The 26,284-nt window shown below is 74.7% G+C and carries 22 protein-coding genes; 14 read left to right on the forward strand and 8 right to left on the reverse strand.

What is annotated here, in order from left to right; all coding sequences use genetic code 11:
• Positions 1 to 280 precede the first annotated feature (280 nt).
• The 8 genes from AB0D08_RS10190 (at position 281) to AB0D08_RS10225 (ending at position 9,669) form a co-directional block, all read left to right on the forward strand.
• Entirely contained in the window at positions 281 to 934 is a 654-nt protein-coding gene (locus AB0D08_RS10190; protein ID WP_359887536.1) for a DUF6629 family protein, read from the forward strand.
• A gap of 1,589 nt (positions 935 to 2,523) precedes the next feature.
• Positions 2,524 to 4,050, forward strand: a complete 1,527-nt coding sequence (locus tag AB0D08_RS10195) for an ATP-binding protein (protein ID WP_033821529.1) — start codon at positions 2,524 to 2,526, stop codon at positions 4,048 to 4,050.
• A complete protein-coding gene (locus AB0D08_RS10200; RefSeq protein WP_033821528.1) occupies positions 4,047 to 4,454 on the forward strand; it encodes a roadblock/LC7 domain-containing protein in 408 nt (135 codons plus the stop codon). Before AB0D08_RS10195 ends, AB0D08_RS10200 begins: the two co-directional genes overlap by 4 nt.
• Complete coding sequence (locus AB0D08_RS10205) at positions 4,451 to 4,810, forward strand: DUF742 domain-containing protein (protein WP_033821527.1); 360 nt, start codon at positions 4,451 to 4,453, stop codon at positions 4,808 to 4,810. The genes AB0D08_RS10200 and AB0D08_RS10205 overlap by 4 nt, the downstream gene beginning before the upstream one ends.
• Positions 4,791 to 5,426: an ATP/GTP-binding protein gene (locus tag AB0D08_RS10210; protein ID WP_359887540.1), complete on the forward strand. Its 636-nt coding sequence runs from the start codon at positions 4,791 to 4,793 to the stop codon at positions 5,424 to 5,426. The genes AB0D08_RS10205 and AB0D08_RS10210 overlap by 20 nt, the downstream gene beginning before the upstream one ends.
• A complete protein-coding gene (locus tag AB0D08_RS10215; protein WP_051812853.1) occupies positions 5,423 to 6,898 on the forward strand; it encodes a cytochrome P450 in 1,476 nt (491 codons plus the stop codon). The genes AB0D08_RS10210 and AB0D08_RS10215 overlap by 4 nt, the downstream gene beginning before the upstream one ends.
• Before the next feature lie 211 nt (positions 6,899 to 7,109).
• Complete coding sequence (locus AB0D08_RS10220; RefSeq protein WP_359887625.1) at positions 7,110 to 8,246, forward strand: selina-4(15),7(11)-diene synthase; 1,137 nt, start codon at positions 7,110 to 7,112, stop codon at positions 8,244 to 8,246.
• A 73-nt stretch (positions 8,247 to 8,319) separates the two neighbouring features.
• Entirely contained in the window at positions 8,320 to 9,669 is a 1,350-nt protein-coding gene (locus tag AB0D08_RS10225) for a cytochrome P450 (protein WP_359887543.1), read from the forward strand.
• A gap of 67 nt (positions 9,670 to 9,736) precedes the next feature.
• On the opposite strand, the gene AB0D08_RS10230 is transcribed toward AB0D08_RS10225, so the two are convergent.
• A complete protein-coding gene (locus AB0D08_RS10230) occupies positions 9,737 to 11,398 on the reverse strand; it encodes a sigma-70 family RNA polymerase sigma factor (RefSeq protein WP_359887546.1) in 1,662 nt (553 codons plus the stop codon).
• A 209-nt stretch (positions 11,399 to 11,607) separates the two neighbouring features.
• Here AB0D08_RS10230 and AB0D08_RS10235 point away from each other — a divergent pair, with 209 nt between their 5' ends.
• Both AB0D08_RS10235 and AB0D08_RS10240 read left to right on the forward strand, forming a co-directional pair.
• Positions 11,608 to 12,240, forward strand: coding sequence for a lysine transporter LysE (locus AB0D08_RS10235; protein WP_359887549.1), 633 nt, complete (start codon positions 11,608 to 11,610; stop codon positions 12,238 to 12,240).
• 118 nt (positions 12,241 to 12,358) lie between these two features.
• Positions 12,359 to 13,018: a class I SAM-dependent methyltransferase gene (locus AB0D08_RS10240; RefSeq protein ID WP_033821538.1), complete on the forward strand. Its 660-nt coding sequence runs from the start codon at positions 12,359 to 12,361 to the stop codon at positions 13,016 to 13,018.
• On the opposite strand, the gene AB0D08_RS10245 is transcribed toward AB0D08_RS10240, so the two are convergent.
• The 6 genes from AB0D08_RS10245 to AB0D08_RS10270 form a co-directional block, all read right to left on the reverse strand.
• Positions 13,009 to 13,578 (reverse strand): alpha/beta fold hydrolase, encoded by a 570-nt coding sequence (locus tag AB0D08_RS10245; protein ID WP_359887552.1) that lies wholly within the window; start codon positions 13,576 to 13,578, stop codon positions 13,009 to 13,011. The two genes, AB0D08_RS10240 and AB0D08_RS10245, sit on opposite strands and share 10 nt — an antisense overlap.
• A 109-nt stretch (positions 13,579 to 13,687) precedes the next feature.
• The gene (locus tag AB0D08_RS10250) at positions 13,688 to 13,972 is read right to left on the reverse strand and encodes a hypothetical protein (RefSeq protein ID WP_359887555.1); all 285 of its coding nucleotides are present in this window, start codon (positions 13,970 to 13,972) and stop codon (positions 13,688 to 13,690) included.
• A 183-nt stretch (positions 13,973 to 14,155) separates the two neighbouring features.
• Entirely contained in the window at positions 14,156 to 14,614 is a 459-nt protein-coding gene (locus tag AB0D08_RS10255) for a (2Fe-2S)-binding protein (RefSeq protein WP_359887558.1), read from the reverse strand.
• Between the two features lie 13 nt (positions 14,615 to 14,627).
• The gene (locus tag AB0D08_RS10260; RefSeq protein WP_359887560.1) at positions 14,628 to 16,736 is read right to left on the reverse strand and encodes a molybdopterin cofactor-binding domain-containing protein; all 2,109 of its coding nucleotides are present in this window, start codon (positions 16,734 to 16,736) and stop codon (positions 14,628 to 14,630) included.
• A 158-nt stretch (positions 16,737 to 16,894) separates the two neighbouring features.
• Positions 16,895 to 17,278, reverse strand: coding sequence for a hypothetical protein (locus AB0D08_RS10265; protein WP_359887562.1), 384 nt, complete (start codon positions 17,276 to 17,278; stop codon positions 16,895 to 16,897).
• Between the two features lie 86 nt (positions 17,279 to 17,364).
• Positions 17,365 to 18,315, reverse strand: coding sequence for a polysaccharide deacetylase family protein (locus AB0D08_RS10270; protein WP_359887564.1), 951 nt, complete (start codon positions 18,313 to 18,315; stop codon positions 17,365 to 17,367).
• Between the two features lie 237 nt (positions 18,316 to 18,552).
• On the opposite strand from AB0D08_RS10270, the gene AB0D08_RS10275 reads away from it, so the two are divergent.
• The 3 genes from AB0D08_RS10275 to AB0D08_RS10285 all read left to right on the forward strand — a co-directional run bounded on the left by AB0D08_RS10275 (position 18,553) and on the right by AB0D08_RS10285 (position 23,421).
• A complete protein-coding gene (locus tag AB0D08_RS10275) occupies positions 18,553 to 21,021 on the forward strand; it encodes a SpoIIE family protein phosphatase (protein ID WP_051812848.1) in 2,469 nt (822 codons plus the stop codon).
• An 84-nt stretch (positions 21,022 to 21,105) separates the two neighbouring features.
• Entirely contained in the window at positions 21,106 to 22,740 is a 1,635-nt protein-coding gene (locus tag AB0D08_RS10280) for a histidine kinase (protein ID WP_051812846.1), read from the forward strand.
• A gap of 33 nt (positions 22,741 to 22,773) precedes the next feature.
• A complete protein-coding gene (locus tag AB0D08_RS10285; RefSeq protein ID WP_359887567.1) occupies positions 22,774 to 23,421 on the forward strand; it encodes a response regulator transcription factor in 648 nt (215 codons plus the stop codon).
• A 64-nt stretch (positions 23,422 to 23,485) separates the two neighbouring features.
• Here AB0D08_RS10285 and AB0D08_RS10290 read toward each other — a convergent pair whose 3' ends face one another.
• Positions 23,486 to 24,247 (reverse strand): hypothetical protein, encoded by a 762-nt coding sequence (locus tag AB0D08_RS10290; protein WP_359887570.1) that lies wholly within the window; start codon positions 24,245 to 24,247, stop codon positions 23,486 to 23,488.
• Between the two features lie 194 nt (positions 24,248 to 24,441).
• Between AB0D08_RS10290 and AB0D08_RS10295 the strand changes: the two genes are divergently transcribed.
• A complete protein-coding gene (locus tag AB0D08_RS10295) occupies positions 24,442 to 26,280 on the forward strand; it encodes an FAD-dependent oxidoreductase (RefSeq protein WP_359887573.1) in 1,839 nt (612 codons plus the stop codon).
• Positions 26,281 to 26,284 lie beyond the last annotated feature (4 nt).

Genomic DNA, 26,284 nt, shown 5'->3' on the forward strand with positions numbered 1-26,284 from the left:
TGATGGATCCCTCTGACTGGCAGGGGCTGACACTACCTACTGTAGCTGACCGTGTACATGGCGAAGTCTGGCTGCGGCTTTCTTGCCCCGGACACGCTGTGGCCCTCCGCCGGCCGCCGGACCACGGAGCGAAGCGGTGGCGCAGTGGGTCCTCGGCGCCGCCGCGCCGGAGCCGTCCCGGCCTGCGGCCGACCGGCGTGTGCGCGGCCTAACCTGGCGGGGAGCAGGACCGACCTGGAGGTGGCGCGGGTGGCGAGTCGCGGACTCCCGGATGTGCCGAATGTGCTGGAGCGCTGAAGCCGACGCCGTCGCTGGCACCGTGGTCGCGGCGCTCGGGGTCGCCTGCCTGGCCCGGGTCCGCGACCCCCGACAGCTGCCGCTGGCGGTGCTTCCGCTGCTGCTCGGCCTCCACCAGCTGATCGAGGCGGTGGTCTGGCTGGGCGCCGACGGCAGGATCGGGCAGTCCGCCGCAGCCGCGGCCCGCGTCGCCTGGACGGTGATCGCACTACCGCTGCTGCCGGTCCTGGTGTCCGCCGGCGTCCGGTGCGCGGCCCGCCCGCGGACCGCACTGCAGCTCCTCCTGGTCGGTGTCGGATGCGCCGTCTCGGTGGCATCGGCGATCGCCCTGGCCACCCGTCCGGTCACGGTACGGGTCGACGGGCATGTGCTCGCGTACGCGGTCGGGGTACCCGGCGCGGGCCTGCTGCTGGTGGGATACCTGGCGGCCACGGTGGGAGCGCTGCTGGCCTCGGGGGACCGGCTGCTGCGGCTACTGGGGGTGCTGGTCGGGGGCGGGGCCGTGGTGTGCGCGCTGGTGTGGCGGCTGGCGTTCGTGTCGACCTGGTGCGCGCTGGCGGCGGTGGCCGCGCTGGTGCTGCTGCGGTGGGTCCGCGACGCGCGGCCGGGTGCGGTGCCGGCTCGCGAACGGCCTTGAGCGGGGCCGAACGAGGCCAGGCCGCAGCCGGGGGACCGGGCCCCGAGCCGGTGGGCGCGCGACTGCGGCCTCGGTGCCGTCGAGCAGCGGCGGGATCGAGGCGCATCGCTGCCGGGTAGCCCCTCCTGCCGGTCCCGGTAGGCCGGCCATTCGCCCCGAGGCGCGCGCCCGCGTCAAACACGGAGCGCCTCGTTCTGGTAGCGGATGGGCCGTCAACTGGTCGCGGCGGGCCGCGTCAACGCGTCGGCGTCAGAATCCGGGCGACGCCCGCCGCCGCGATGGCTGGTGGCCCACGGCCGCTTCCCGGATCCCCCTCCCCGCAGCCCGCTCCGGCCGGACGTACGAGCCACCGAATCGAGTGGTGCGGGGCTCCTCGACCAAGGGGCGCACGTCAGGTGTGCGCCCCCGGCGCATGGCGGAGACGGGGCTTCACCTGGGACCGAACCGGTGTGTGAGACCCCGGAAACGACGGTAGGGATTGCGACGGTACGCAGACGATCCGGTGCTCCCGAACCGGGAGAGGACGGAGGACGATCGATGAGGAAGCTGGAAGATCCGGGCCGTGCCCACGCCGTCGGGAGGGGGTTCCTGTCACCGCAGACCGCACCGCAGGCCTCACCGGCCGCACCGAGCGGTCCCGACCAGGCGTCATCCCGCCATGGCGGAGGGAGACTTCGGGGCCCGGCCTCCATCGGTCCGCGGCCCGAAGGCCGGGCATCCGGTGAGGCGGCCGGCAGCCACGCGTGGCTCACCGGCAAGCGGCCCCCGGAGGAGGGGCCGGGCCGGACGCGCCGAGCGAGTCCCGGCCGGGCGGACGCGGACGCGGACGCGGGCGTGCAGGGCGACGAGCGGATGCGGATGCCGGTACGCCACGCGACCGTCCGTACGAAGGGGGCGCGGGCCAAGGGGAGGAGGTGGCCGTCCGCCGAGCGGGGCCGAACCGTCGGGGGCGTGCGGCCGCCAGCATCCGCCGGTCGCCGCGCACAACCCGCCCCTCGCGCATCCCGGGCAGGGCCCGGGTCGGTCGGCCGGTGATCGGTCCGGATCGGTCCGGAACGGCCGGGCCCGGGCGGCCAGAGTGAAGGCCCGGACGGACGGTGACCGCCCCGGTGGCGTTCTGCCGCGCGGATGCTCCGTGGGCTGACCGAGTCCTGGCCGTCCTCTGATCGGCCGTCATCATCGGCCCCACCGCCGGGTGCCGGGCGGAAAGGTCCCGCTAATGCCGTGCCAAGGCCGTGTGAAGGTTCCCCGCGAAAGCTGAAAGGAGGGCATGGTGGAACGCCGGTAGGACATAATGGTTTGCGGCGCTCGACGGGTCCATGACAGGCGATGCTCTGTCCACGACCCGCCGCATCTCCGCAGGTGAGTCCTCGGCACGACAAGACGGATAATTCCAGGCCTTGTTGAGGCAGTGTCAGGATGATCCGAAGAACCGGCTATGCTGCTCCCGGCCCAGCGTGCTGCACCAATGGCACCCGGTCGGCACGGTCGCACCCGGGACCCGGGTCGGGCGACACCTCCGTCGGCCGAGCTGCTGACGGCCCGTTTCGCTCGTCGTTCCATAACCTTTCGATCGTTTGAGGACGCTGATGCTTCGTGCTGGATCGTCACCCGGAGACCGGCGCCCAGCTCCGGTTCTCGGTTGGCTCCTTCCCACGGCGGTAGTGGTGGCGGCCGCGGCCGTCGCGACGTCGGTGGTCGACCCCGCGGCACGGACCGCCGTCGCCCTGTGCGGCGCGGTGGCCACCCTGGCGGTGGCCCTGGTGGCGGCCGAGGCGGCCCGGCGCGGCCGCGCACTGGCCGCGCTGCGCGACACCGGCCGGCGGCAGGAGACCGAGCTGCGTCAGCGGCTGGCCCAGCAGGAGGCGCAGACCGCCCAGTTGGCCGCCTCGCTGCTACCGCAGGCGGTGGCGCGGCTGCAGCAGGGCGAGTTCGTCGAGGACGTGCTCAGGGGCGCCGAGCTGTACGACGGCTCGGTCACTCCGGAGTTCCAGGCAGCCCGGCAGGCGGTGCTGCGCTCGGTGCTCGAGGCGGTCGACGCCGAGGAGGGCCTGCGCGAGTCCGCCCAGCGGGCGTTCGTGAACATCGCCCGCCGGGTGCAGGCCATCGTGCACCGTCAGGCACAGGACCTGCGCGAGATGGAGGACCGGCACGGCAACGACCCGGCGGTCTTCGAGGACCTGCTCCAACTCGACCACGGCAACGCGCTGGTGGGCCGCCTGGCGGACTCCATCGCGGTGCTCGGCGGCGCCCGTCCGGGCCGCCAGTGGAGCCGTCCGGTGCCGCTCTACAGCGTGCTGCGCGGCGCCGTCTCGCGGATCCTGGACTACCAGCGGGTCGACCTGCACCCGGTCTCCGAGGTCGCCGTGGTGGGCCCGGCCGTCGAGCCGCTGATCCACGCGCTGGCCGAGCTGCTCGACAACGCGACCCGCTACTCGCCGCCGCAGACCCGGGTGCACCTGACCGCGGTCGAGGTGCAGACCGGCATCGCCGTCGAGATCGAGGACGGCGGCCTGAGCCTGAGCGAGGAGGGCCGGGCCCGCGCCGAGCGGATGCTCAAGGAGGCGCAGGCCGGCATCGACCTGAACGACCTCGGTGAGACGCCCCGGCTGGGTCTCGCGGTGGTCGGCCGGCTCGCGCAGGCGTACGGCTTCCAGGTCTCGCTGCGGCCGTCGGCCTACGGCGGTGTGCGGGCGGTGCTGATCGTGCCGCAGGAGCTGATCACCACCGCGCCGGCGACCGGGCGGGCGCACGGTATCGGTGCCGCCTCCGGCCCCCGTCCGGCCGTGGCGGCCGCCGCCCCGGCACCTGCCAGGGTGGCCGGTCCCCGCCACGCCGCCGTTCCCGCACTGTCGGGCGAGGAGGAGACGTTCGAGGTGAGCGAGCGGACCGCCAACGGGCTGCCGCAGCGCCGCCGTCGCAGCGCCCCCGGTGCCGTCGTGGCCGGCCCCGCCCCGGTGGCCGTCGTCGCCCCGCGGGCCGCCGAGCCGGATGCCGGTGCGACGCAGCCCGGTATGTGGTTGGCCGCCTTCCAGAGCGGGGTGAACGGCCCGGGGTCGGACACCGTGCCGGTGGGCCGAGAAAGTGACCAGTCGTCAGGTAAGGGTGAGCAGTGATTCAGCAGCGGGCCAACATGGACTGGATGCTCAAGGATCTGGCGGACAGCGTCCCGCAGACGCGGCACGTGGTGGTGCTCTCCTCGGACGGCCTGCGGATGGCGCAGTACGGGACCGACACCGACACCGCCGACCGCCTGGCGGCGGCCTGCGCCGGTCTGCAGAGCCTGGCGGGCGCGGTCGCCACCGAGTTCCCGCACGGGGACGGCCGGATGCGGCTGGTGGTGATCGAGATGGGCGGCGGCTTCTTCTACCTGATGGCGGCGGGCGCCCGGGCCTACCTCGCGGTGCTGGCCGACGAGGGGGTCGACGCGGGCCTGATGGGCCAGCGGATGCGCGACCTGGTGGCCCGGATCGGCGGCCATCTGAGCACCCCGCCGCGCAACGGCGAGCAGGACGCATGAGTGACCCGGACCAGGAGTGGGACGAGGGTGACCCCGAGCGGCTGTACGTCATCACCAGGGGCCGCGGAGGCTTATCCCAGCGGGCGGCGCTCGACCTGGTCACCCTGATCGTCGCGCGTGCCGAGCCGCATCCGTCGATGCAGCCCGAGCACGCGGCGATCCTGCGGATGTGCCACTACCCGCTGTCCGTCGCGGAGGTCTCCGCGTACCTGAGGCTGCCGATGAGCGCGACCACCGTGCTGATCGCCGACCTGCTGGCGGACAAGCGGGTGGAGGCACGCGCCCCCGTTCCCAAGGCCCTTCTTCCCGACCGTGCCCTGATTGAGGCGGTGATGCATGGACTTCAAAAGCTCTGACACGGTCGTCGCCCCGGGCCCGTTCGCGGGGCCGCGGAGCGAGGACATACTCCCCGCCTCGGCCGCCACCGCCGTCAAGGTGGTCATCGTGGGCGGGTTCGGGGTCGGCAAGACGACCCTGGTCGGTGCCGTCAGCGAGATCCGTCCGCTGACCACCGAGGAGACGATGACGCAGGCCGGTGCCGACGTCGACGACAACGCGGGTGTCGAGCGGAAGACCGCGACCACGGTCGCGATGGACTTCGGCCGGATCAGCATCAACGACGAGCTGGTGCTGTACCTCTTCGGTACCCCTGGCCAGCAGCGGTTCTGGTTCCTGTGGAACGGCCTGTTCGAGGGCGCGCTCGGCGCCGTCGTGCTGGTCGACACCCGTCGCCTCGAGGTCAGCTTCGACGTGATCGGGCGGCTGGAGGAGCGCGGCGTGCCGTTCGTGGTGGCCGTCAACACCTTCTCGGAGTCGCCCTCCTACCCCGTCGAGGAGCTCCGCGCCGCACTGGACCTGCCGGCCGAGGTGCCGATAGTCGGGTGCGACGCCCGCAGACGTGAGTCCGGACGCGATGTCCTGATGTCACTTATGCGCTACCTCTACTCGCTCACCAATCCGGAGAGACCGTGACCTCCCCAGTCCCTGCCGACCACGCCCTCACCCCGCCCCCCGGGTGCCCGGCGCACGGCCTCGGCCCCGACGGCATACGCAGGCTGTACGGCCCCGAGGCCGAGGCCGACCCGTCCGGCCTGTACGAGAAGCTGCGGGCCGAGCACGGCCCGGTGGCGCCCGTCCTGCTCCACGGCGACCTGCCCGCGTGGCTGGTGCTGGGGCACCGGGAGAACCTGGACGTGGCCCGCACCCCGTCCCGGTTCTCCCGGGACTCCCGCCGCTGGACGGCGTTCCAGCACAACCAGGTGGCGCCGGACTCCCCGCTGCTGCCGATGGTCGGCTGGCAGCCGCTGTGCGTGTTCGCGGACGGTGCCGAGCACAAGCGGCTGCGCGGCGCGGTCACCGACAGCCTGGAGATGTTCGACCGGCGCGGGGTCCGCCGCCATGTCACCCGCTTCGCCGGCCAGTTGATCGACGGCTTCGCGGCGGCGGGGACGGCGGACCTGGTCAGCCAGTTCGCCGAGCACCTGCCGATGCTGGTGATGACCCAGCTGCTGGGGATGCCCGAGGAGTACGGTCCGCGCCTGGTGGAGGCGGCCCGGGACCTCATGAAGGGCACCGAGACCGCGGTCGCCAGCAACGAGTACGTGGTGGCGACGCTGCGTCAGCTGGTCCAGCGCAAGCACACCGCGCCCGGCGCCGACCTGCCGTCCTGGCTGCTGCACCACGAGGCCGGGCTGGACGACGAGGAGGTAATGGAGCACCTGCGGCTGATCCTGGTGGCCGCGAACGAGACCACGGTCAACCTGATCGCGGACACCCTGCGGATGGTGCTCACCGACCGTCGTTTCCGAGCCAATCTGTCGGGCGGTCACATGACCCTGCCGGACGCGCTGGACCAGGTGCTGTGGGACTCGCCGCCGCTGTCGGCCGTCCCCGGCCGCTGGGCCACCGGCGACACCGAGCTCGGCGGCCGCCGGATCCGGGCCGGCGACATGCTGCTGCTGGGCCTGGCGGCGGGCAATGTCGACCCGCAGATCCGGCCGGATCTCGACGAACCGCTGTACGGGAACCGCTCGCACCTGGCGTTCAGCAGCGGTCCGCACGAGTGCCCGGGCCAGGACGTCGGCCGGGCCATCGCCGAGGCCGGGATCGACACCCTGCTGGCCCGGCTGCCGGACCTGCGGCTGGCCGTGTCCGAGGACGAACTGCGCTGGAACTCGGCCTGGTTGTCGCGCCACCTGGCCGAACTGCCGGTCGAGTTCACCGCCCGCCGGCCGAAGGCTGCCACGGCGGCACCCCTCGTGGAGCCGGCCACCGTCCCGGCGCCGGGCGCACCGACGGGCCGGCGGCAGCCCGAGGGACGGCTCGAGGGGCAGTTCGAGGCGTCCTTCGAGGCACAGCCCATGACGGACGATCGGGCGACGGCCCCTCAGGAGCCGCGTCGGCACTGGTGGAGCGTGCTCACCGCCAGGCTGCGGGGCCGCTGACCGGACCGGCCCCCGTACCTGCTGGTAGCAGCGGGTGCGGGGGTCGTGATCCAGCCAGTCCATTGGCAGGTTCTGGTCAATTGGCGGGTCGCAGCCCTTGACGCGGGATGCCATGTGCCGGTGTTCTTACGTGATCCATTTCGGCCGGCCGTACGGGGGCGTGCCCGGCACCCGAGCGGACTGGGAGAGCCATAAGTTGACCGAGATTTCGATGGCGCGCGGGCTGACGGCGGTACCGCCGATCTACTCCCCCTACCGAGCAGCCATCCACCCCCGACACGAGGCCGTCGACCGGCACACCGCAGGCTGGGCAGGCAAGTTCGCGATAGGTTCGCCCGAACTGCGCAGCCATCTGGTGGACCACAATATTGGCACATTCGCCGCACGGATTCTTCCCGAAGGGCGGGAGGAGGTCGTCGAGATCCTCGCCGACTTCGTGATCTGGCTGTTCGGCGTCGACGACGGCTACTGCGAGGAGGGCGACCTCAGCAGACGACCGGGCGAACTCCTCGGCGCACTGTCCAGACTCCTGAGAGTGGCTCAGAACCCCGAAGCGCCCATGCTGCTGGACGACGCGCTCGCCTGCGGCCTGCGGGACCTGCGGGCCCGAATATCCGAGCACGGCACCGCCGGACAGGTGGCCCGCTGGGTGGACGCACTGCGCGAGTACTTCCTCTCGGTGGTCTGGGAGGCCGAGCACCGCAGCCAGGGCACCGTCCCCGACCTCAACGACTACACCCTGATGCGGATCTACGACGGCGCCACCTCGGTGGTCCTGCCGCTGCTGGAGATGGGCCACGGCTACGAGCTCCAGCCCCACGAACGCGACCGCACCAGCGTCCGGGCCGCCGCCGAGATGGCGTACTTCGTCATCTGCTGGGACAACGACCTGTTCTCGCACCACAAGGAGAGCCGCACCGGCGGCTACTACCTGAACGCCATCCGGGTGCTGGAGCACGCCCACGGCATCTCCACCGAGGAGGCCGTCGAGCGCGCCATCGCCCAACGGGACCGGGTGCTGTGCCTGTTCGTCCGCCTCTGCGCGGACCTGCGCCGCACCGGCAGCCCGCAGCTGCGCCGCTACCTCGCCAGCCTGGAGGCGTTCATCCGCGGCGCCCAGGACTGGGGCATCAGCTCCCGCCGGTACACCACCCCCGACGACCCGGCCGACCTGCCGGCGGTCTTCCGCGACACCCCCACCGACAGCAGCCCGGAGCCGCTGGACATCCCCGCCGTCGCCTGGTGGTGGGACCTGCTGCCCCGCGAGGACGCCCTGCCGGCGGCCGCCCCGGCCCGCCGTTCCCCGGTCTACGAGCTGCGCCCCACCGCGGCCCGCCGTACCGCCTGACCCGGCGCCGCCCGGGACGCCGCCGGCGCCCCGGGACATCCCCCACAGACATCATCCGGAAAGGAGTGCCGGGGTGGCAGCCGAACTGCAGTCGATCCCGCGCGCGCCCGGAGGGCTTCCGCTGCTCGGCCATGTCTGGCCGCTGTGGCGCGACCCGCTGGGGTTCGTGAAGTCACTGACCGGCGAGGGCGAGGTGGTCCGGGTCGACCTGGGCACCCTGCCCGTCGTCTTCGTCACCAGCGCCCGACTGGCGCACGCCGTGATGGTCACACACGGCACCAGCTTCGAGAAGGGCCGGCTGTTCGACCGGATGCGCCCGATGGTCGGCGACGGCCTGGCGACGGCGACCAACAAGGTCCACCTGCCGCACCGGCGGCTGATGCAGCCTTCGTTCCACCACCGGAGGATCGCCGGCTACTGCGAGACCATCAGCCGTCAGGCGCAGGAACTGGTGGCGGGCTGGGAACCGGACCGGCGGATCGCGGTCGAGCAGGTGATGGGCGAGTTCTCGGTGGCCACCCTGGCGGCGACCATGTTCTCCGCCGACATCGGCCGGCCCGCCATCGAGGCGGTCCGCCGCGACGTGCCGGTCATCCTGAAGAACATGCTGCTGCGGGCCGTCTCCCCGCAGTTCCTGGACCGCCTGCCGATCGCGCCGAACCGCCGCTTCGACGCCGCCGCGGCCCGGCTGCGCTCGGTCATCGACGAGGTGATCGCGGCCACCCGCAGGTCCGGCGGCGACCACGAGAGCCGGGCCGACCTGCTGTCGACCCTGCTGGCCGCCCGGGACGCCGACACCGGTGCCGCACTGAACGACGTCGAGGTCCGCGACGAACTGGTCACCATCCTGTTCGCCGGCACCGAGACCGTCGGCTCCACCCTGGCCTGGACGTTCCACGAGCTCGCCCAACACCCCGAGGCCGAGGCCCGGCTGCTGGAGGAGATCGACACCGTGGTCGGCGACCGGCCGGTCACCTTCGAGGACGTCGCCAAGCTCACCTACACCCGCCAGGTGCTGGACGAGGCGGTCCGGCTGCACGGGGTCACCCTGCTGATGCGGCGGGCGCTCGCGCCGGTGCGGCTCGGCGGGGCGACCGTTCCCGCGGGCACCGAGGTCGCGTTCAGCCTGTACGCGGTGCACCGGGATCCGGCCGTCTACGCCGACCCGGACCGCTTCGACCCGGACCGCTGGCTGCCGGAGCGACGGGCCGGCCTGCCGCGGGAAGCGTTCATCCCGTTCGGCGCCGGTTCCCGGCAGTGCATCGGCGACGCCTTCGCGAAGGCGGAGATGACCATCACCCTGGCCACCGTGCTGAGCCGCTGGCGGCTGCGGCCGGTGCCAGGCCACGTCACGGGCGAGGCGATGGCGGCGATGCCGCACCCGGACCACCTGCCGATGACGCTGGTCGCCCGGGCGGCCTGAGCGCCCGGCTCCCGGTGGCGGACCGGCCCCACGGCCGGGCCGCCACCGGGGCGGAGGGCACCGCCGGTCAGGCGGGCTTGCCGAAGTCCTGGGTCCACCAGGGCCCGCCGGTGCCGGTGTGCACCCCGACGCCGAGCTCGGTGAACGCGCAGTTGAGGATGTTGGCCCGGTGCCCCTCGCTGTGCATCCAGGCGTCCATCACGGCCGCGGCGTCGCGCTGGCCGCGGGCGATGTTCTCGCCCCAGGTGTTCCACTTGTACCCGGTCGCGTCGATCCGCTGCTGCGGCCCCGCGCCGTCCGGGTTGGTGTGGTCGAAGAACCCGCGGGCGGCCATGTCGTCAGAGTGCTTCTGGGCCGCCTCCTGCAGCTTGGTGCTGGCCTTGACGGGACCGCAGCCCGCCTTCGCGCGCTCCGCGTTCACCAGGTCGATCACCTGCTGGACGGTGTCCGCGCTCGGCGGGGAGGCGGGCGGCACCGCGGCTGTCGCGCTCGGCTTCGGCGCGGGGGTGGTCTTCACCGGCGCGGGCGACGGCGCGGCGCTGCTCGGCGCGGCAGAGGGGCTCGGGGAGGTGCTGGTCGGCGCCGACGCGGACGGCGAGGCCGGCTGGCTCCCCGACGGCTCCTGGCTCGGGGTGGCCTCGCCCGCCGTGTCGAGCCGGGTCGCGGCCGTGGGCTCCTGGGCGGCGTCGGTGTTCGGCGACGAGCCCGGCATCACACTCGCGGTCAGTCCGGCGACCGCCGCCGTCAGTACGGCCGCGCCGAGCACCTTCATCGGCGCGCCGCTCCTCGGCCTGGCCCGGCGCCGGCTCCCGGCCCGCCGGTGGGCACCCCGCCCGCCGGCCGAACCGGACCCGCCGGACCCGTGGCCGCCGTCGTACGGGCCGTGGCCGGCCCCGTGCCCGAGGTCGATCAGCGGCCCGAGCCCGAGCTGGTCGGCGTACCCGGCCGGCAGCGGCACCATGGCGAGACCGGCCAGCAGCCCCTCGGCCGGGACCAGTCCGTGCCGGGCCTGCGAGCAGTACCCGCACTCGCGGGCGTGCCGGGCGAACCGCTTGCGCCACAGCGCGCTCGGTATGCCGTCCCAGTGCATCGTCAGCTCGGCCAGCTGCCAGCACGGCTGCGGCGCGGCGAGCGCGCGGACCACCACCCGGGCGGTCTCCAACTGCTCCTTCACCCGCTGCACCCGCACGGCGGCGTGCTGGGGGGAGAGCTCCGCGGCGGCGGCCAGTTCGGCGCGGGTCAGCTCGCCCGCGGCCTCCAGCCACCACAGCGCCAGCAGCTCCCGCTCCTGCTCGTCCAGCCAGCGGGTGGCCTCGGCGACCTCGCGGCGCTGCTCGGACAGGCCCAGCCGGACGATGGTCAGCCCGACGAAGTCGGCGGCCGGATCCGGCACCTCGTACGCCTCGTACAGACCGTCCGCCCCCGCCGGGACGGCGTCGCGGTAGCGGCGGCGGATCTGGTTCATGGCGATGGCCACCAGCCAGGAGCGGAACCCGGCCGGGTCCCGCAGACCGGGCAGGCCGTCCACGGCCCGCAGCATGGTCTCCTGCACCACGTCGTCGGTGTCGGGGTGCCCGGCCAGCGCCCGCCCGACGATGTTGTAGACCAGCGGGAGGTGCGCGGCGAGCAGCTCGGCGGTCGCCTGCCGGTCGCCGCTCCTCGCCCGGCCGACCAGCGCCGCCGTGCGGCCGCCGTCCAGGTTGCGGTCGGTCTCCACTGCTCGGTTCACCTCTGTGCCAGCCTTCCCGGTGTTTCCCTCACGTATTGGGAGATCCGGCGGCCGCCCGCCGATAACAGAAATCGCTCCGAATCTTTCGGAACCGGTCCGTGCCGCCGGACGCGGCCTGGAGAGGGACCCTAGCCGACCGGCCGCCCGGCGGGGCAGGTCCGCGGGAAAAGCAGGTGCACCGGGCCCGGGGTGTGCGTCACCCTGGCGCGATGTTCGGATCCTTGATGACGACGGCCGCCGACGGCGCGGTGGCCGGTCTGGGCGTGGCGGTACCGGTCGGTGCGATCGGCGTGCTGCTGCTCCAGGAGGGCGGCCGGGGCTGGCGGCCGGCGGCGGGCGGCGCGCTCGCGGTGGCGCTGGTGGACGCGCTCTACGCGGCGGTCGCGGTGCTGCTCGGACCGCAGGTGGCCCGGCTGCTCGCGGGTGCCGGAGGCTGGGTGCGGCTGGTGTCGGCCGCCCTGCTCGCGGTGATCGCGGTCCGCGGGCTGCTGTCGCTGCGCGGCGCGGGCGCGGCCACCGCCGACGGGGCCGGGCCGGCCACGGGGGACGGTTCGGCGGCGCGCAGCTTCCTGCGGTTCGGGCTGCTCACCGTGGTCAACCCGGCCACCGCGTTGTACTTCACCGCGCTCACGGCCGCCCGGGGGAGCAGCCTGAGGGGCGGCGCGACGGGCGCGGTCTTCGTCGCGGGGGTGTTCGCCGCCTCGCTGCTGTGGCAGCAGCTGGTCGCGGCGGCGGGGGCGTTCGGCGTGGCCCGCCTGGGCGGGCGGGCCCGGCAGGCCACCTACGCGCTGGGCTACGGCCTGGTGGCCTTCCTCGCGGTCCGCCTCGCCTGGTCCGGCTGACCCGGCCCGCCGGTCGTGCGGTCGTCCGGTCGTCCGGTCGTGCGGTCGTGCGGCCGCTCGCCAAAGGCCTCCGACCCGGTGGGCATGGGCGGTCCGGGCAAGTCCTATCGTGATCGCCATGGCCATCCTGCACCCCGACGCCGACCTCGAACGCTCCCCGGTGGTCGCCAACCGGACCATGAACCGGGAGCGGACCCTCACCGGCGTCAACAGCTACGCCCGCGAACTTGGCTTCGACCCGGCCGCCTGGCTGCTCGCCAGGTCCGGCCCGGTGAGCTGGCTGGACCTGTGCAGCGGTGAGGCGCGGGCGCTGTTCGCGGCGGCCGGCCGGCTGCCCGAGGACGCCGTGCTGACCGGGGTGGACCTGGTCGGCCCGCTCGGGCAGGTCCCGGTCTCGCCCGCCGTCGACCTGGTCACCGCGAGCCTCGCCGACTGGACGCCGGCCCGCCGCTACGACCTGATCACCTGTGTGCACGGCCTGCACTACCTCGGCGACAAGCTCGGGCTGCTCGCCCGGGCGGCCGGCTGGCTGAACCCCGACGGCCTGTTCGCCGCCCAGTTCGACCCGGCCTCGGTGCGCCGGGCCGACGGCGGCAGCGCCGCCCGTCCGGTCCTGGCCGCGCTGCGGGCCGCCGGCTTCGCGTACCGCCCGCGCCGTCACCTGCTGACGCTGGACGGCCACCGGGAGCTCCGCTTCGCGTTCGAGTACCTGGGGGCGGACCCGGCGGCCGGGCCCAACTTCACCGGCCAGCCGGGCGTCGCCTCCTACTACGCCTGAACCGCCCGGCCCGGCTCCCCGAGGTCGGCCAGCAGGGCGCGCCCCGCGGGCCAGGACCCGAGCCCGGAGTCGGCGTTGATGTGCCCGTACGGGCCGAGGTCGACGAAGTGTGCGCCCCAGGCGGCGGCGAACGCGCGGGCCCGGTCCGGTGTGCACCAGGGGTCGTCGCTGCCGGAGACGACCGTGCTCGGGAAGGGCAGCGGACGCTGCGGGACGGGGCGGAAGTTGACCAGCTCCGGTACCTCGGCGGTGTCGATGTCGGCGGGTGCGACCAGCAGGGCGCCCGTCACCGAGGCCGCCGATGCGGGCGCGCCGCCCGCCCAGTGCGCCACCGTGACGCAGCCGAGGCTGTGGGCGACCAGCACCACCGGGCGTCCGGCGGCGGTGACCGCTGCGTCCAGGGCGGCCACCCAGTCGCCGACCAGCGGGTGGTCCCAGTCGGCCTGCTCGACCCGGTGGAAGCGGTCCGGCCGCTCCCGTTCCCACCGGGTCTGCCAGTGCCCGGGTCCGGAGCCCTGGTAGCCGGGAAGGACGAGGTACAGCGGAGCGGTCGCGGCCATGGCGCCAGCCCTCCTGCGGTCGGGGACGTCGCGGTGGATCCTATCCGCGGCGCTCGGGCCGGCGCGCTCGGACCGGCGTGCTCAGGCCACAGTGCTCAGGCCACAGGGCTCAGGCCGGGGTGCCGGCCGTCTGCCGGCCGGGCCACTCGGGGTCGGGGGCGATGGGCTGCACCACCTCGATCAGGACGCCCTCGGGGCCGAGGACGTTGAACCGGCGCTGCCCCCACGGCTCGTCACGCTGCGCGGCCTCCTCGACCAGGAAGGCCAGGCACAGGCCGCCGGTCGGCAGGCCGCGGAACGAGGCCGGCATCGCCTGGTTGCCGCGCTGCACCGGGTCGATGACGTAGCGCGGGTGCTCGGGGTGGTGCAGGCCGATGTACCAGCCGAGGTCCACCAGCGGGGTGAAGCCGAAGTGCTCGGTGTCGAAGGCGCTGCCGGCGGCCGGGTCGTCGCCGAGCAGTGCGGTGCCGATGGTGGCGAATCTGCTGGGGTCCCCGTTCCGTCCGCGGCGCCGTGCCGCGGACGGGGTCGTTTGTAGATCATCGCCGGTGCTCGCACAAGATCGCCTGACGGCCGGTCAGGCACCGTTGGCGGCGGCTTTCTTGATGGCTTCGCGGATCCGGACGTAGGTGCCGCAGCGGCAGACGTTCTCGATCCGGTCGATGTCCGCGTCGGTGGGGTGGGCGGTGCGGCGCAGCAGTGCGACGGCGGTCATGATCTGGCCGGGCTGGCAGAAGCCGCACTGCGCGACGTCGCAGTCCAGCCAGGCCTGTTGTACGGGGTGCAGGGTGTCGTCGTCCGCCAGGCCCTCGATGGTGGTGACCTCGCGGCCCGCGCAGTCGGCGACCGGGACCACGCACGGCTGGATCTCGGCGCCGTCCAGGTGGCTGGTGCAGGCGCGGCAGACGCCGACCCCGCAGCCGTACTTCGGCCCGGTGACGCCGAGCTTGTCGCGCAGCACCCAGAGCAGGGGCATGTCGGCGGGTGCCTCGACGGTGACGGGTGCGCCGTTCAGGACGAAGGTGTGGCTGGGCACGGGCGGGGACCCCTCAGAAGTTGATCGGGAAGCTGCGCGGCGAGGTCCCGGTGGCCCGGGCCCAGGCGTTGGCGACGGCGGCGGCCGCCGCGGGCACGCCGAGTTCGCCGGCGCCGCCCGGTTCGCCGTTCGGCGGCATCAGGTGGATCTGCAGGTCGGTGGGGCTGTGCCGCTGCCGGGCGTAGTGGAAGTCGGCGAAGCTGCCCTCGCGGACGGCGCCGGCGTCGATGTGCAGTCCGGCCTGCAGGGTCACCGAGATGCCGTCCATCACGGCGCCCATCAGCTGGGCCTCCAGGCCGCGCGGGTTGACGGGCAGTCCGACGTCGGCGACCATCACGGCCTTGGTGACCCGCGGGTTGGCCCGGTCGGTCGCGTCGAGCTCGACCAGGCAGGCGGCGGCGGAGCCGTGTTCGTCGTGGAAGGCGAGGCCCTGGGCGTGTCCGGGGGCCATCGCGCGGCCCCACTGCCCGGCCTCGGCGGCGCGGTCGAGGACGGCCCGCCCGCGGGCGCTGCCCAGCCGGGCGCGCCGGAAGGCGACCGGGTCCTGGCCGAGGGTGCGGGCCAGCTCGTCGACCATGATCTCGTCGGCGACCCGGACCAGCCCGGAGTAGACCGAGCGCCAGCTGCCGGTGTGCATCTCGAGCGGCACCTCGGCCAGCAGTTGGGTGGACACCCCCAGGTCGTAGGGGAGCTTCTCGGTGAGCAGGAAGAACGCCTGGGACAGGCTGAGTCCGCCGAGTTGCACCCCGAAGCCGGCCGCGGTGAGCGCCTCGCCGAGGCCGTGCCGGAAGTCGGTCTGCACGGTGGCGACCCGGTGCTCGTAGGTGAGGACCTGGCCGAGGGCGTGGGTGGCGCGGATTCGGTGGTGGCTGGCGGGGCGCATCCGGCCGTGCCGGGTGTCGTCGTTGCGGGTCCACATCAGCTTGACGGGCCGTCCGGCGGCTCGGGAGACCTGGGCGGCCTCCAGTGCGCAGTCGAAGAACAGCCGGCGCCCGAACGAGCCGCCGGCCCGGACCACGTTGACCGTCACGGCGTCCTGCGGGAGGCCGAGTTCGGCGGCGATGGTCTGCTGGGCGACGATCGGCGCCTGCACGGCGCACCAGAGTTCGGCCCGGTCGGGGCGGACGTCGGCGACCGCCGTGAGCACCTCCATCGGCGCGTGGCCGACGAACGCGAAGTCGAACTCGGCGTCTACCGTCAGGGTGAGCAACGGCGGTACCAGGAAGGGTGGTTGGGCGGCCTTCAGTTTGGCCCGGATGTCCCGGTCGGACAGCGCGGCTACCGGTCCGGGCCGCCAGTCGACGGTCAGTGCGGCCTTGGCCTTCAGCGCCTGGTCGAAGGTCTCGGCGAGCACCGCGATGCCGCTCGGCACCTGTACCGCGGCCAGCACCCCGGGCATCGCCAGGGCCGCGGCGGCGTCGTAGGAGCGGACCGTGCCGTTGATGGTCGGCGGCCGGGCGATCACGGTCGGCACCGCGCCGGGCACCTGGAGGTCGCCGGCGTACCTGGCCTTTCCGGTGACCAGGTCGCGGGCGTCGATCCGTCCGGTCGGGCGGCCGACCAGGGTCCGCCGCTCGGCGGGCTTCGGTGTGGTGGGCACCTCCGGCACCACCACCCCGGCCGCCGCGACGGTCAGCGAGCCGTACGAGGCGCTGCGTCCGTCCGGTGCGAGGACGGCGCCGTCCTGGGTGCGCAGGGTGGCGGCGGGCACGCCCCAGCGCCGGGCGGCGGCGGTGACCAGCCGGGCGCGGGCGGCCGCGGCGGCGGCGCGGACCGGGTCGTACAGCGAGCGCACCGAGTTGGAGGCGCCGGTCAGCTGGTTGAACAGCAGCTCGGGGCGGGCCTTGGAGAGCGGGACGTCGACGTCGGCGAGCCGGGCGTCGAGCTCGTCGGCGACCAGCATCGCGATCGCGGTGGTCAGGCCCTGGCCGACCTCGGCGCGCGGGAGTTCGAGCACCACCCGGCCGGCTTCGGTGACCTCCAGCACCAGCAGGTGCGCGGTGGGCAGCCCGGCCAGGATCAGCGCCTCGCCGAGGTCCAGCACGTCCGGGACGCCGGGCAGTGCGGCGGCCTGGTCGGGGTCGGCGAGGCGGGCGCCCACGGCGAGCGCGGGGGCGGCCACCAGATAGGTCAGCAGGCGGCGGCGGCTGACGGTCCATGGGGTGGTCGGGGCGCTGATCCGGGGATCCTTCCAGAGGCCGGCCGGGCCGGGGGACGACGGTGTCCCGCCGGGCGGCCCGAGGCGGGCGGCGGCCGGCGTGCGCCGAGCATAGGGAGGAGTTACCGGCCGGTCAACATCGCGTCGGGGGCGCTCCGCCGGGGGTCCGGCAGGACCTCCTCGACCGCGCTGGTGCCGCTGCCCCCGCGGGACTCCCAGCGCCAGGTCTCGTCCAGCCGCAGCCGGCCGTCGGGCAGCCGGCTCAGCAGGCTGACGCAGTGTCCGCCCGCGGTCTCGCCACCGCGGTTGAGCTGCACGTACCGGAACTCCAGGGTGTCCCCGGCGCGGGTGCCGACCAGCCGGCCGTGCACGATCTCGCCGCCGGCGTACGAGGCCCAGACCACGCCGTCCTGCTCGCGGTAGGCGAAGCGGGTCGAGCCGTCGACCTCGCCGTGCTCGGCGGGGCCGACCGGGGCGAACACCAGTCCGTCGACAGAGGGCAGCACGGGTGCCTCCTTCCGGGGGAAGAGGCACCAGTCGATCACGTCGGGCGGCCGCGGGGCGGTCGGTTCCGGATGCTGGACGCGACCGGCTACAGGTAGTCGTCCAGGCGGGCCAGCGCGAAGCCCTGCGCGGTGGCGGTGTCGATCACCCGGCGGAGCATCTGGGTCATGTCGCCGTTCCACAGCGAGGGGCCGCGGAAGTGGGTCAGGATGATGTCCCCGGCGTGCAGCCGCCGGTCGTCGTAGCGGTAGTCCATGTGGTCGGGGAATGCCTCCTCGTTCCACAGCGGGACGGCGGTGATCCCGCAGCCGGCCGCGGTCCGCAGGCTGACGTCGGTGTACTCGCCGTACGGCGGCCGGAACAGGGTGGGCCGGGTGCCGATCTCCTCCTCCAGCCGGTCCTGCTGCCCGCAGATCTCCTGCTGCTGCCGGTCGGCCGCCAGGGTGCGCAGGTCGGGGTGGTCGATGGTGTGGTTGTTGATGGTGACCCCCTGGGCGTGCAGCCGGCGGAAGTAGCCGTAGTCCGCGCGGGCCAGGTAGTCGGAGAGGAAGACGCTGACCGGGACCCGCAGGTCGGCCAGCATCCGCAGCAGTTCGGGGTCCTTCTCGGCGCCGTCGTCGATGGTCAGGAAGACCACGGGCCGGTCGGTGGGGACCCGGTAGACCACCGGCGGTGCGCCGTCCTGCACCTTGACGTGCGGCCCGGCGGTCAGCTCCGGCTTGGTGGGCGGGGGCGGCGGGGCGGCCAGTGGCAGCGCGGCCAGTCCCCAGCGCTGTGCGGTGGCCAGCGCCTCGCCGCGGGCCGACGCCTGGCGGGCCTCGGCGGCCTGGGCGCTGTCCTCCTCCTGGAGCGCCCGGCCGGGGAGGACGACCACGGGCCGGGCGGCCGGCGGCAGCGGGTCGCCGGAGTGTCGGCGCTCGGGCGCGGCGGCGGTGGTGCGGTCGTCGCCGTCGGGCAGCGCGGCGCAGGCGGTGGAGGCGAGCAGCAGGGCGGCGCAGCCGACCAGGGTGCGGCGACGAGCGGATGATCGGACCGTCATACCGGCGGATGATCCCCGGGTGAATCCCCGGTGAACCGGGCGCCGCTCCGGTGTGGCCCGGATGGCCGAGGCTCGAGGCCGCGGGACGGGACGGACGGCACGGAGCGGGGCGCGATGGCGGGTCCCGGTGGCGGTCGCGGAGGGTGGAGGGCGGCCCGTCCGCCGCGCCGTCCACCCCGGCCTGTCCAGCTTGCCCCGGTTTGACACCCCCCGTCCGTGCGGCGTACAGAGAAGAACATGCGACAGGGTGTGCCGGCGGACCAGCACGGCCCGCCGCCTTCCACCGACCGGACCGGAGCGAGCCGGGTGTCCGGCGCCCGGCCACCCTGGCGGGACGCCGTCGACCGGCTGCTCGCCGACTCCCTGCTGCGCGCCGTCCGGAGCACCTCCGCCTACGGCGGACTGGTCTACCTCCGCTCACCCGACCGCCGCTCGCTGATGATCAACACCGTGGTCGGCGTCCCGCTGCACCTGCTGGACGTGCTGCGCCGGATCCCGGTCGCCGCCCCGCTGCCCCCCGCCGAGGCCTACCGCACCGGCCGAACCATCCTGCTCGGCGACGCCGACGAGACCATGCGCAGGTTCCCCCGGCTGGCCGTCGGCCTGCCCTACTCCTACGCCAGCGCCTGGGTGCCGCTCGCCGCGGACGGCCAGAGCTTCGGCGCGCTCGCCCTGCTGTGGCCCGGCTCGGCCGGCGGACCCCCGCCCGGCACCAGACGCCCGCTGCGCACCGCCGCCAACCGCCTCGCCGCGGGCCTCGCCGCCCACGGCGACGAACTGGCGGCCGGCCGCGAACCGAAGGTCCTGCGCCCGCCGGCGCCCACCGACAGCGCGACCCTGATCGGCAGCCTGGACTGGGAACCGGCCACCGGCCGGCTGCGCGCCGACAGCGAACTGACCCGGATCCTCGGACTCGGCCCGGCCGAGTTCGACGGCCGCTGGGCCACCCTGGTCGCCCGGCTCGCCCCGGAGGACGTCCGGCCGCTGCGCACCGCCGCCCGGGCCGCCGTCCGCGGCGCGGGACCGTTCAGCCGCCAGGTCCAGGTCCGCGACCACAGCGGCGGCTACCGGACCCTGGAGCTGCGCGGCCGGGTCCCCGAAGGCTCCGCCCACCTGGTGGTCACCGTGCTCGACAGCACGGCCGGCTCGGCCGCCGCCGCGGCCGTCGAACGGCTGCGCGACGGGGTCTTCGCCCTCCACCCCGACGGCCGGGTCGCCTACGTCAACCGCAGCGCCGAGATGCACCTCGGCTCCCCCCGGGTCCAGCTGATCGGCCGCCTCCCCTGGGAGGCGCTGCCGTGGCTGACCGACCCGGTCTACGAGGACCGCTACCGCGCCGCCATGGTCTCCCAGCAGCCCACCGCCTTCCTCGCCCGCCGCCCGCCCGACCACTGGCTGGCGTTCTCGCTCTACCCCGACGCGTACGGCGTCACCGGCCGGGTCGTCCCGGCCGCCCCCAGCGGCCAGCACCTCGACGAACTGCCCGAGGCCCCGCCCGCCACCCCGCCCCGGCCCGGCGCCTTCTACCACCTGCTCCAGCTGGCCAGCGCACTCACCGAGGCCGTCACCGTGCGCGAGGTCTCGGCCTCCGTGATCGACCAGATCCTGCCCGGCTTCGGCGGCCAGGAACTCGCCCTCTACCTGGCCCGCAGCGGCCGGATGCACCTGGTCGCCCAGAGCGGCTACCCGACCGGGTTCCTGGACTCCTTCGAAGGCATACCGATCCGCTCCCGGCTGCCCGGCACCGAGGTGTTCAGCAGCGGCGCCCCGATCTTCTTCTCCTCGCCGGACGAACTGGTCGCCGCCTACCCCGGCATCCCCAGGGACGAGATGAAGGCCTGGGCCTTCCTCCCGCTGATCGCCTCCGGCCACCCCGTCGGCAGCTGCATCATCGGCTTCGACCACCAGCGGGTGTTCACCGCCGAGGAGCGGTCCGTGCTCACCGCGCTCGGCGGCCTGATCGCCCAGGCCCTGGAGCGGGCCCGCCTCTACGACGCCGAGTTCGCCCTCGCCCGCGGCCTCCAGCAGGCCCTGCTGCCGCACCGGCTGCCCACCGTGCCCGGCCTGACCACCGCCGCCCGCTACCTGCCCGGCACCCAGGGCATGGAGATCGGCGGCGACTGGTACGACGCCGTGACCACCCCGGAGGGCCTGTGCCTGGTGATCGGCGACGTCGAGGGCCACAACGTCGGCGCCGCCGCCACCATGGGACAGCTGCGCAGCGCCGTCCGCGCCTTCGTCAGCAGCGGCAGTGCCCCCGACGAGGTACTCACCCGCACCAACCAGCTGCTCCTCGACCTCGACGCGGGCCTGCTCGCGAGCTGCTGCCTGCTGCGGCTCGACCCCGCCGACGGACGCACCCAGGGCGTCCGCGCCGGGCACCTGCCCCCGCTGCTGCGCCACCCCGACGGACCGGCCGAGGTCCTGGAACTCGAGGGCGGCCCGCTGCTCGGCATCGACCGCTCGGTGCACTTCCCGGTCACCGAGTTCGTGCTGCCGCCCGGCGCCGTCCTCGCGCTCTACACCGACGGCCTGGTCGAGGAGCCCGGAGCCCCGATCGAGCAGGGCATCGACCGGCTGCGCACCGCGCTCGCCCACACCCGCGGCCTCACCCTGGAAGCCCTCGCCGACCGGCTGGTCGGCGACGCCCGCCACGCCTCCCACCGCGCCGACGACGTCGCCCTGCTGCTCGCCCGCCGGGACTGACCGGCAGCAGCGACTTTCGTCGCGGGCCGACCGCGACCAACCGCGGCAGCGCCCGCCGGACCGGCCCCGCTACCCTCGGTCCCCGTGACCCCGAGATCGATCACCCGTCCGGCCCTGGCACGCCTGCGCGCGCTCCCCGGCCCGCCGACGCCGCGCGCCCTGCTGGCGCGCGCCCTGCCCGGCCCGTGGACCCGCCGGCTGCTGGTCCGCGAAGGGGTCGCCGCGGCCGCGCTCGCCCTGCTCGCCGGCGGGCTGGAGAACCTGGACGGCACCCGGCCGCTGCACATGGCCGCCGTCGGGCTCGGCACCGCCGTGCTCTACCTGCTGCGCCGGGGCCTGCCCGGGACGGTGCTGGTCCTGGCGTCGGCCGCGGTCACCGGACCGGCCGGCTTCGTGCCCGCCCTGGTGTTCGCCGGCTGGTCGGCCGGACGGCGGATCCTGCGCCCCGCGCCGCTGACCGCGTTCTTCACCGCGGCACTGCTGATCCTCGGCGGCCTGTCGTACCGGCTGGACCCCGCCGGGCTGCCGGTGCTGGCCGAACTGGCCCTCGTGGTGGTCAGCTTCATGATGCTGGCCGTCCTGCCCGCCGTGATCAGCCGCTACCTGGCGCAGCGCCGCACCCTGCTCGGCGCGCTCCAGGAACGCAACCAGCAACTGCTGCGCGAGCGCCACATGGTGGCCCACCAGGCCCGGCTGCGCGAACGCCACCGGATCGCCCAGGACATGCACGACAGCCTCGGCCACCAACTCGCCCTGATAGCCGTGCACACCGGCGCCCTGGAGGTGGACCGCACCCTCACCGGAGGCCAGCGCGAGGCCGTCGGGGTGCTCCGGCAGGCCGCCACCGGCGCCATGCGGGAACTGCGCGAGGTGGTCGGCCTGCTGCGCGACGACTCACTGCCCGAGGCCGGCGGCATCGACACGGTCGAGCGGCTCACCGACGCCTCCCGCGCGGCCGGCGCCACCGTCACACTGCGCCGCGACGGCGAGCCGCGCCCGCTGGCCGCCGCCACCGGCCACGGCGCCTACCGGATCGTCCAGGAGGGCCTGACCAACGCTCACAAGCACGCGCCGGGCGCGCCGATCACGGTGACCCTGCGGTACGAGCCCGACACCCTGGTCGTCGAGGTGGCCAACGGGCCGGCCGCCGCCCCCTCGGGCGCCGTCAGCGGCGGCCAGGGCCTGACCGGCCTGCGCGAACGGGCCCGCCTGCTCGGCGGGATCGTCCACGCGGGCGCCGCCCCCGACGGCGGCTACCGGCTGGCCGGGCTGCTGCCGTACGACAGCGGCGGCCGGGCGCCCGCCGACCAGGGCGACCCCTGGCTGCCGCCGGCCGAGCCGCTGCCGTCCACGGGCCGCGGACCGGTGGTGGGCTGCGCGGTCACCGCGGCCGTGGTGCTGCTGGTCTCGGTGGCCGTGGTCGGCTGGGCCGGCGTCAAGTTCGCGGACTCGGTGCAGGACTCCACCGTCCCGGTCGCGCTGTACGACTCGATCCAGCCGCAGACCCCCGAGGACGAGGTGCTCGGGATGCTGCCGCCCGGCGCCGAGTGGCTCACCAACGGCTACCGGGACAGCGGCCCGCCGGTGCCGCCGGACGCCGACTGCCGGTGGTTCGGCACCGACGACGGCAACACCGACCTCGACACCCAGGACGTGGTCCGGTTCTGTTTCCGGGACGGCCTGCTGATCGACAAACAGCACTACCGTGCGAAGGTGTAGGGGTCCGCACCCCGGGTAGCACAGGAGACCGCCGTGATCAGGGTCCTCGTGGCCGACGACGAGCCGCTCATCCGGGCCGGCATCCGGCTCATCCTCGGCTCGGCCGAGGACATCGAGGTGGTGGCGGAGGCCGCCGACGGCCGCCAGGCTCTCGAACTCGCCCGGACCCACGCGGTCGACGTGGTGCTGCTGGACATCCAGATGCCGGTGCTCGACGGTCTGAGCGCGCTCGCCGAACTGCCCAGGGCCGCGCCCGGCGCCCGGGCGCTGATCCTCACCACCTTCGGCGAACGCGACAACGTGCTGCGCGCGATCAGCGGCGGCGGCGCCGGGTTCCTGCTCAAGGACACCGCCCCCGCCGAACTGATCCAGGCCGTCCGGGCCGCCGCCACCGGCCACGCCTTCCTGTCGCCCGCCGCCACCCGGCACATCGTCGACAGCCTGGCGGCCGGCTCGGCCGGCGCCCGCGGCGAGGCGGCCCGCAGCCGGCTCGCGGTCCTCACCGAGCGCGAGCGCCAGGTGGTCGACCTGCTCGGCGAGGGCCTGTCCAACGCGGACGCCGGCGCCCGGCTGCACATGAGCGAGGCCACCGTGAAGACCTACGTCAGCCGGATCCTGGCCAAACTCGGCTGCGACAACCGGGTGCAGGCCGCCCTGCTGGCCCGGGACGCGGGCCTGTGACGGCGGCCCGGACCACGGTGGCCGGGCCTCACCCCGGGCGTCACCCCGCGTGTCACCCCGGGCGTCAGGCCGGGGCCGCGGCGCGGTTCAGCCGGTCCTGGGTGCGGTCCAGGTCGGCGGTCAGCTCGGAGCGCAGCGCGGGCAGCAGTGCGAGGGCGGCGCGGGCAGCGTCCGGGGTCGGCGCGCCGTCGTCGCGGGCGGCGGTCACCGCGGCCCGCAGCGGCATGGTGGCCAGCGCGGTCTCCCAGGCCGTGCGGTGCACGCCGGTGGCGTAGCGGGCCGTCAGGTACTCCAGCGGGCCGAGCGCCAGTCCGTCGCGGTCCTGCGGGCCGGCCAGCCGGTCGTCCGGGAGCAGCCAGGCGACGCCGTCCCGGGCGACCAGCTCGAACGCCTTGTTCTCGTCCGGGTGGCTCCAGCGTCCGTGCCCGGCGGTGGCGGCCTGCAGCAGCCGCTCCAGCATCGCGGCCTCCCGCGGGCTGTCCGCCCGGTCCGGGAACGGCCGGTCGGCCAGCACCTGCTCCAGGTGGTAGCGCTGGCCCCAGCTGCCGACCCAGCGGTGCATCGCGCCGGCCCTGGTCTCCCGGATCGCGGCCAGGGCCAGTGCCCGGGTGGTCAGGTCACGGCGGACCAGCAGCTGCTCGGCCTCCGGCCCGTGCCGGCCGAGGGCGGCCCGGACCGCGGCCAGCGGCGGCCCGTCGTACCAGCGCAGCGTCCACCGGCGGCTGCCCGGGTCGTACTGCGGCTCGATCGGGATGCGGTACTGCGCGGTCAGACGGTCGGCGAGCCGACGCGCGCGCGGCCCGCGCAGGGGGTGGGGGGTGGGCATGGGCGACACAGTAGCGAGCCGCGGCGGGCCCGCCGGGCGGCGCGCGGCCGGCTCACCCTGTCCGCCGCGCCCGGTCGGGTGACAGGCGCCGGGATCACCCACCGGGAGGGTGAAAACCACCGGCCGGGCGTGCCCGGAACGGACTGCTCCAGTTGGCCCGGGTGTTGCCGGACCACATGACTGACGGAGTATCCATGGAACAGTCCACCACCCAGCCGCCCGACGGAACCGAGCCCGGCCGCACCGGACCCCGGCTCGGCCGCCGCGCGGTCATCGGCTCCGCCGCCGCAGCGGCGGCAGTGGCCGGCGCCGCCGGCTTCGCGGGCCGCACCGCCCTCGAAGCGCCGCGCACGGCCGCCGCCACCGGCGGCGCGGACCCGGCGACCGCCCGCGACCTCGCCCGCAAGATGCTGATGGTCGGCGACGACGAGAAGACCGACCTGACCCTCGAGTACCTGAAGATCCTGATCGACGGCAGGCTGCCGGCCCGCGCACCGCAGAAGAAGGTCCTGGTCGTGGGCGCCGGCATCGCCGGCCTGACCGCGGCGACCCTGCTCAGGCAGGCCGGGCACCAGGTGGTGGTGATCGAAGCCAACGGCAGCCGGGTCGGCGGCCGGGTGAAGACCTTCCGCGGCATGTTCACCGACCCGAAGCTGCACGCCGAGGCCGGCGCGATGCGCCTGCCGGACTTCCACCCGCTGGTGCTCGCCCTCGCCGACAAGCTCGGGCTCCGGCGCCGGCTGTTCTACAACGCCGACATCACCCCCGGCGAGCAGCCGGCCGGCCGCACGCCCGCGGTGGTGCACCGCTCGTTCACCGGCGAGACCTGGACCAACGGCCCCGCCGACGACGGCTTCAAGGCGCCGGCCGCCACCTTCCGGACCAGGATCGCGGTCAACGGCGAGCACTCCACCCGGGCCGACTACGCCCGCAGCCCCGGCGCGGTGAACCGCTCGTTCAGCACCGAGCTGGACACCACCGCCTCCGCCGCCGTCGACCGCGCCTTCGCGAAGGTCAGCGTGCCCGCCGACGCCTCCGTCCAGGAGAAGCTGGCCGCCTGGACCGAGATCTTCCGCCGCTACGACGGCTACTCCACCCACCGCTACCTGGTCGAGGAGGCCGGCTGGGACCAGAACCGGATCCAGGCCGCCGGCACCCTGGAGAACCTCACCTCCCGGCTGCACTACTCGATCGTCCCGACCCTGATCGACCACGCCGTGATCAGGCCCGACAACCGCTACTGGGAGCTGGAGGGCGGCACCGACGTCCTCACCGAGGCGCTTGCCGCCCCGCTCCGCAACGACCTGCGGATGGGCCGCCGGATGACCCGGCTGGTGCAGAGCGACACCGGGGTGCGGATCGAGACCTGCGCCGAGACCGGCGACGAGGAGTCCTGCGACGGCGCGCCGACCGCCCCGACCGAGGTGTTCGAGGGCGACTACGCCATCGTCACCATCCCGTTCAGCGCCCTGCGGTTCTGCACCGTCGAGCCGCTGATGTCGTACCCGAAGCGGCGGGCGGTCGGCGAACTGCACTACGACTCGGCCACCAAGGTGCTGCTGGAGTTCAGGACCCGGTTCTGGGAGGAGGGGCCGACCGGCTTCACCGGCGGAGGCTGCGTCTCCGACAGCGCCAGCCGCTTCACCTACTTCCCCTCGCACGCCCCCGAGGGCTCGGCGGGCGGGGTGGTGCTGGCCTCCTACACCTGGTCCGACGATGCGATGCGCTGGGACTCGCTGACCCCCGGCGAGCGCTACGCCTTCGCCCTCGACGACCTCGAGCGGCTGTTCGGGCCCAAGGTGCGCAGCGAGTTCACCGGCGTCGGCGTCACCCAGTCCTGGGCCCGGGCCCGCTACGCGCTCGGCGAGGCGGTCATGTTCACCCCCGGCCAGCTCCACGAGCTGCACCCCGCGGCCCGCACCCCCGAGGGCCGGGTGCACTTCGCGGGCGAGCACACCAGCCTGAAGCCCGCCTGGATCGAGGGGGCGCTGGAGTCGGCCGTGCGCACCTTCCTCGAGGTGCACGGCCGCTGAGCGG

Origin of the sequence: Kitasatospora sp. NPDC048540 (assembly GCF_040651175.1) — a bacterium.
In the GTDB taxonomy this organism is placed as follows: domain Bacteria; phylum Actinomycetota; class Actinomycetes; order Streptomycetales; family Streptomycetaceae; genus Kitasatospora.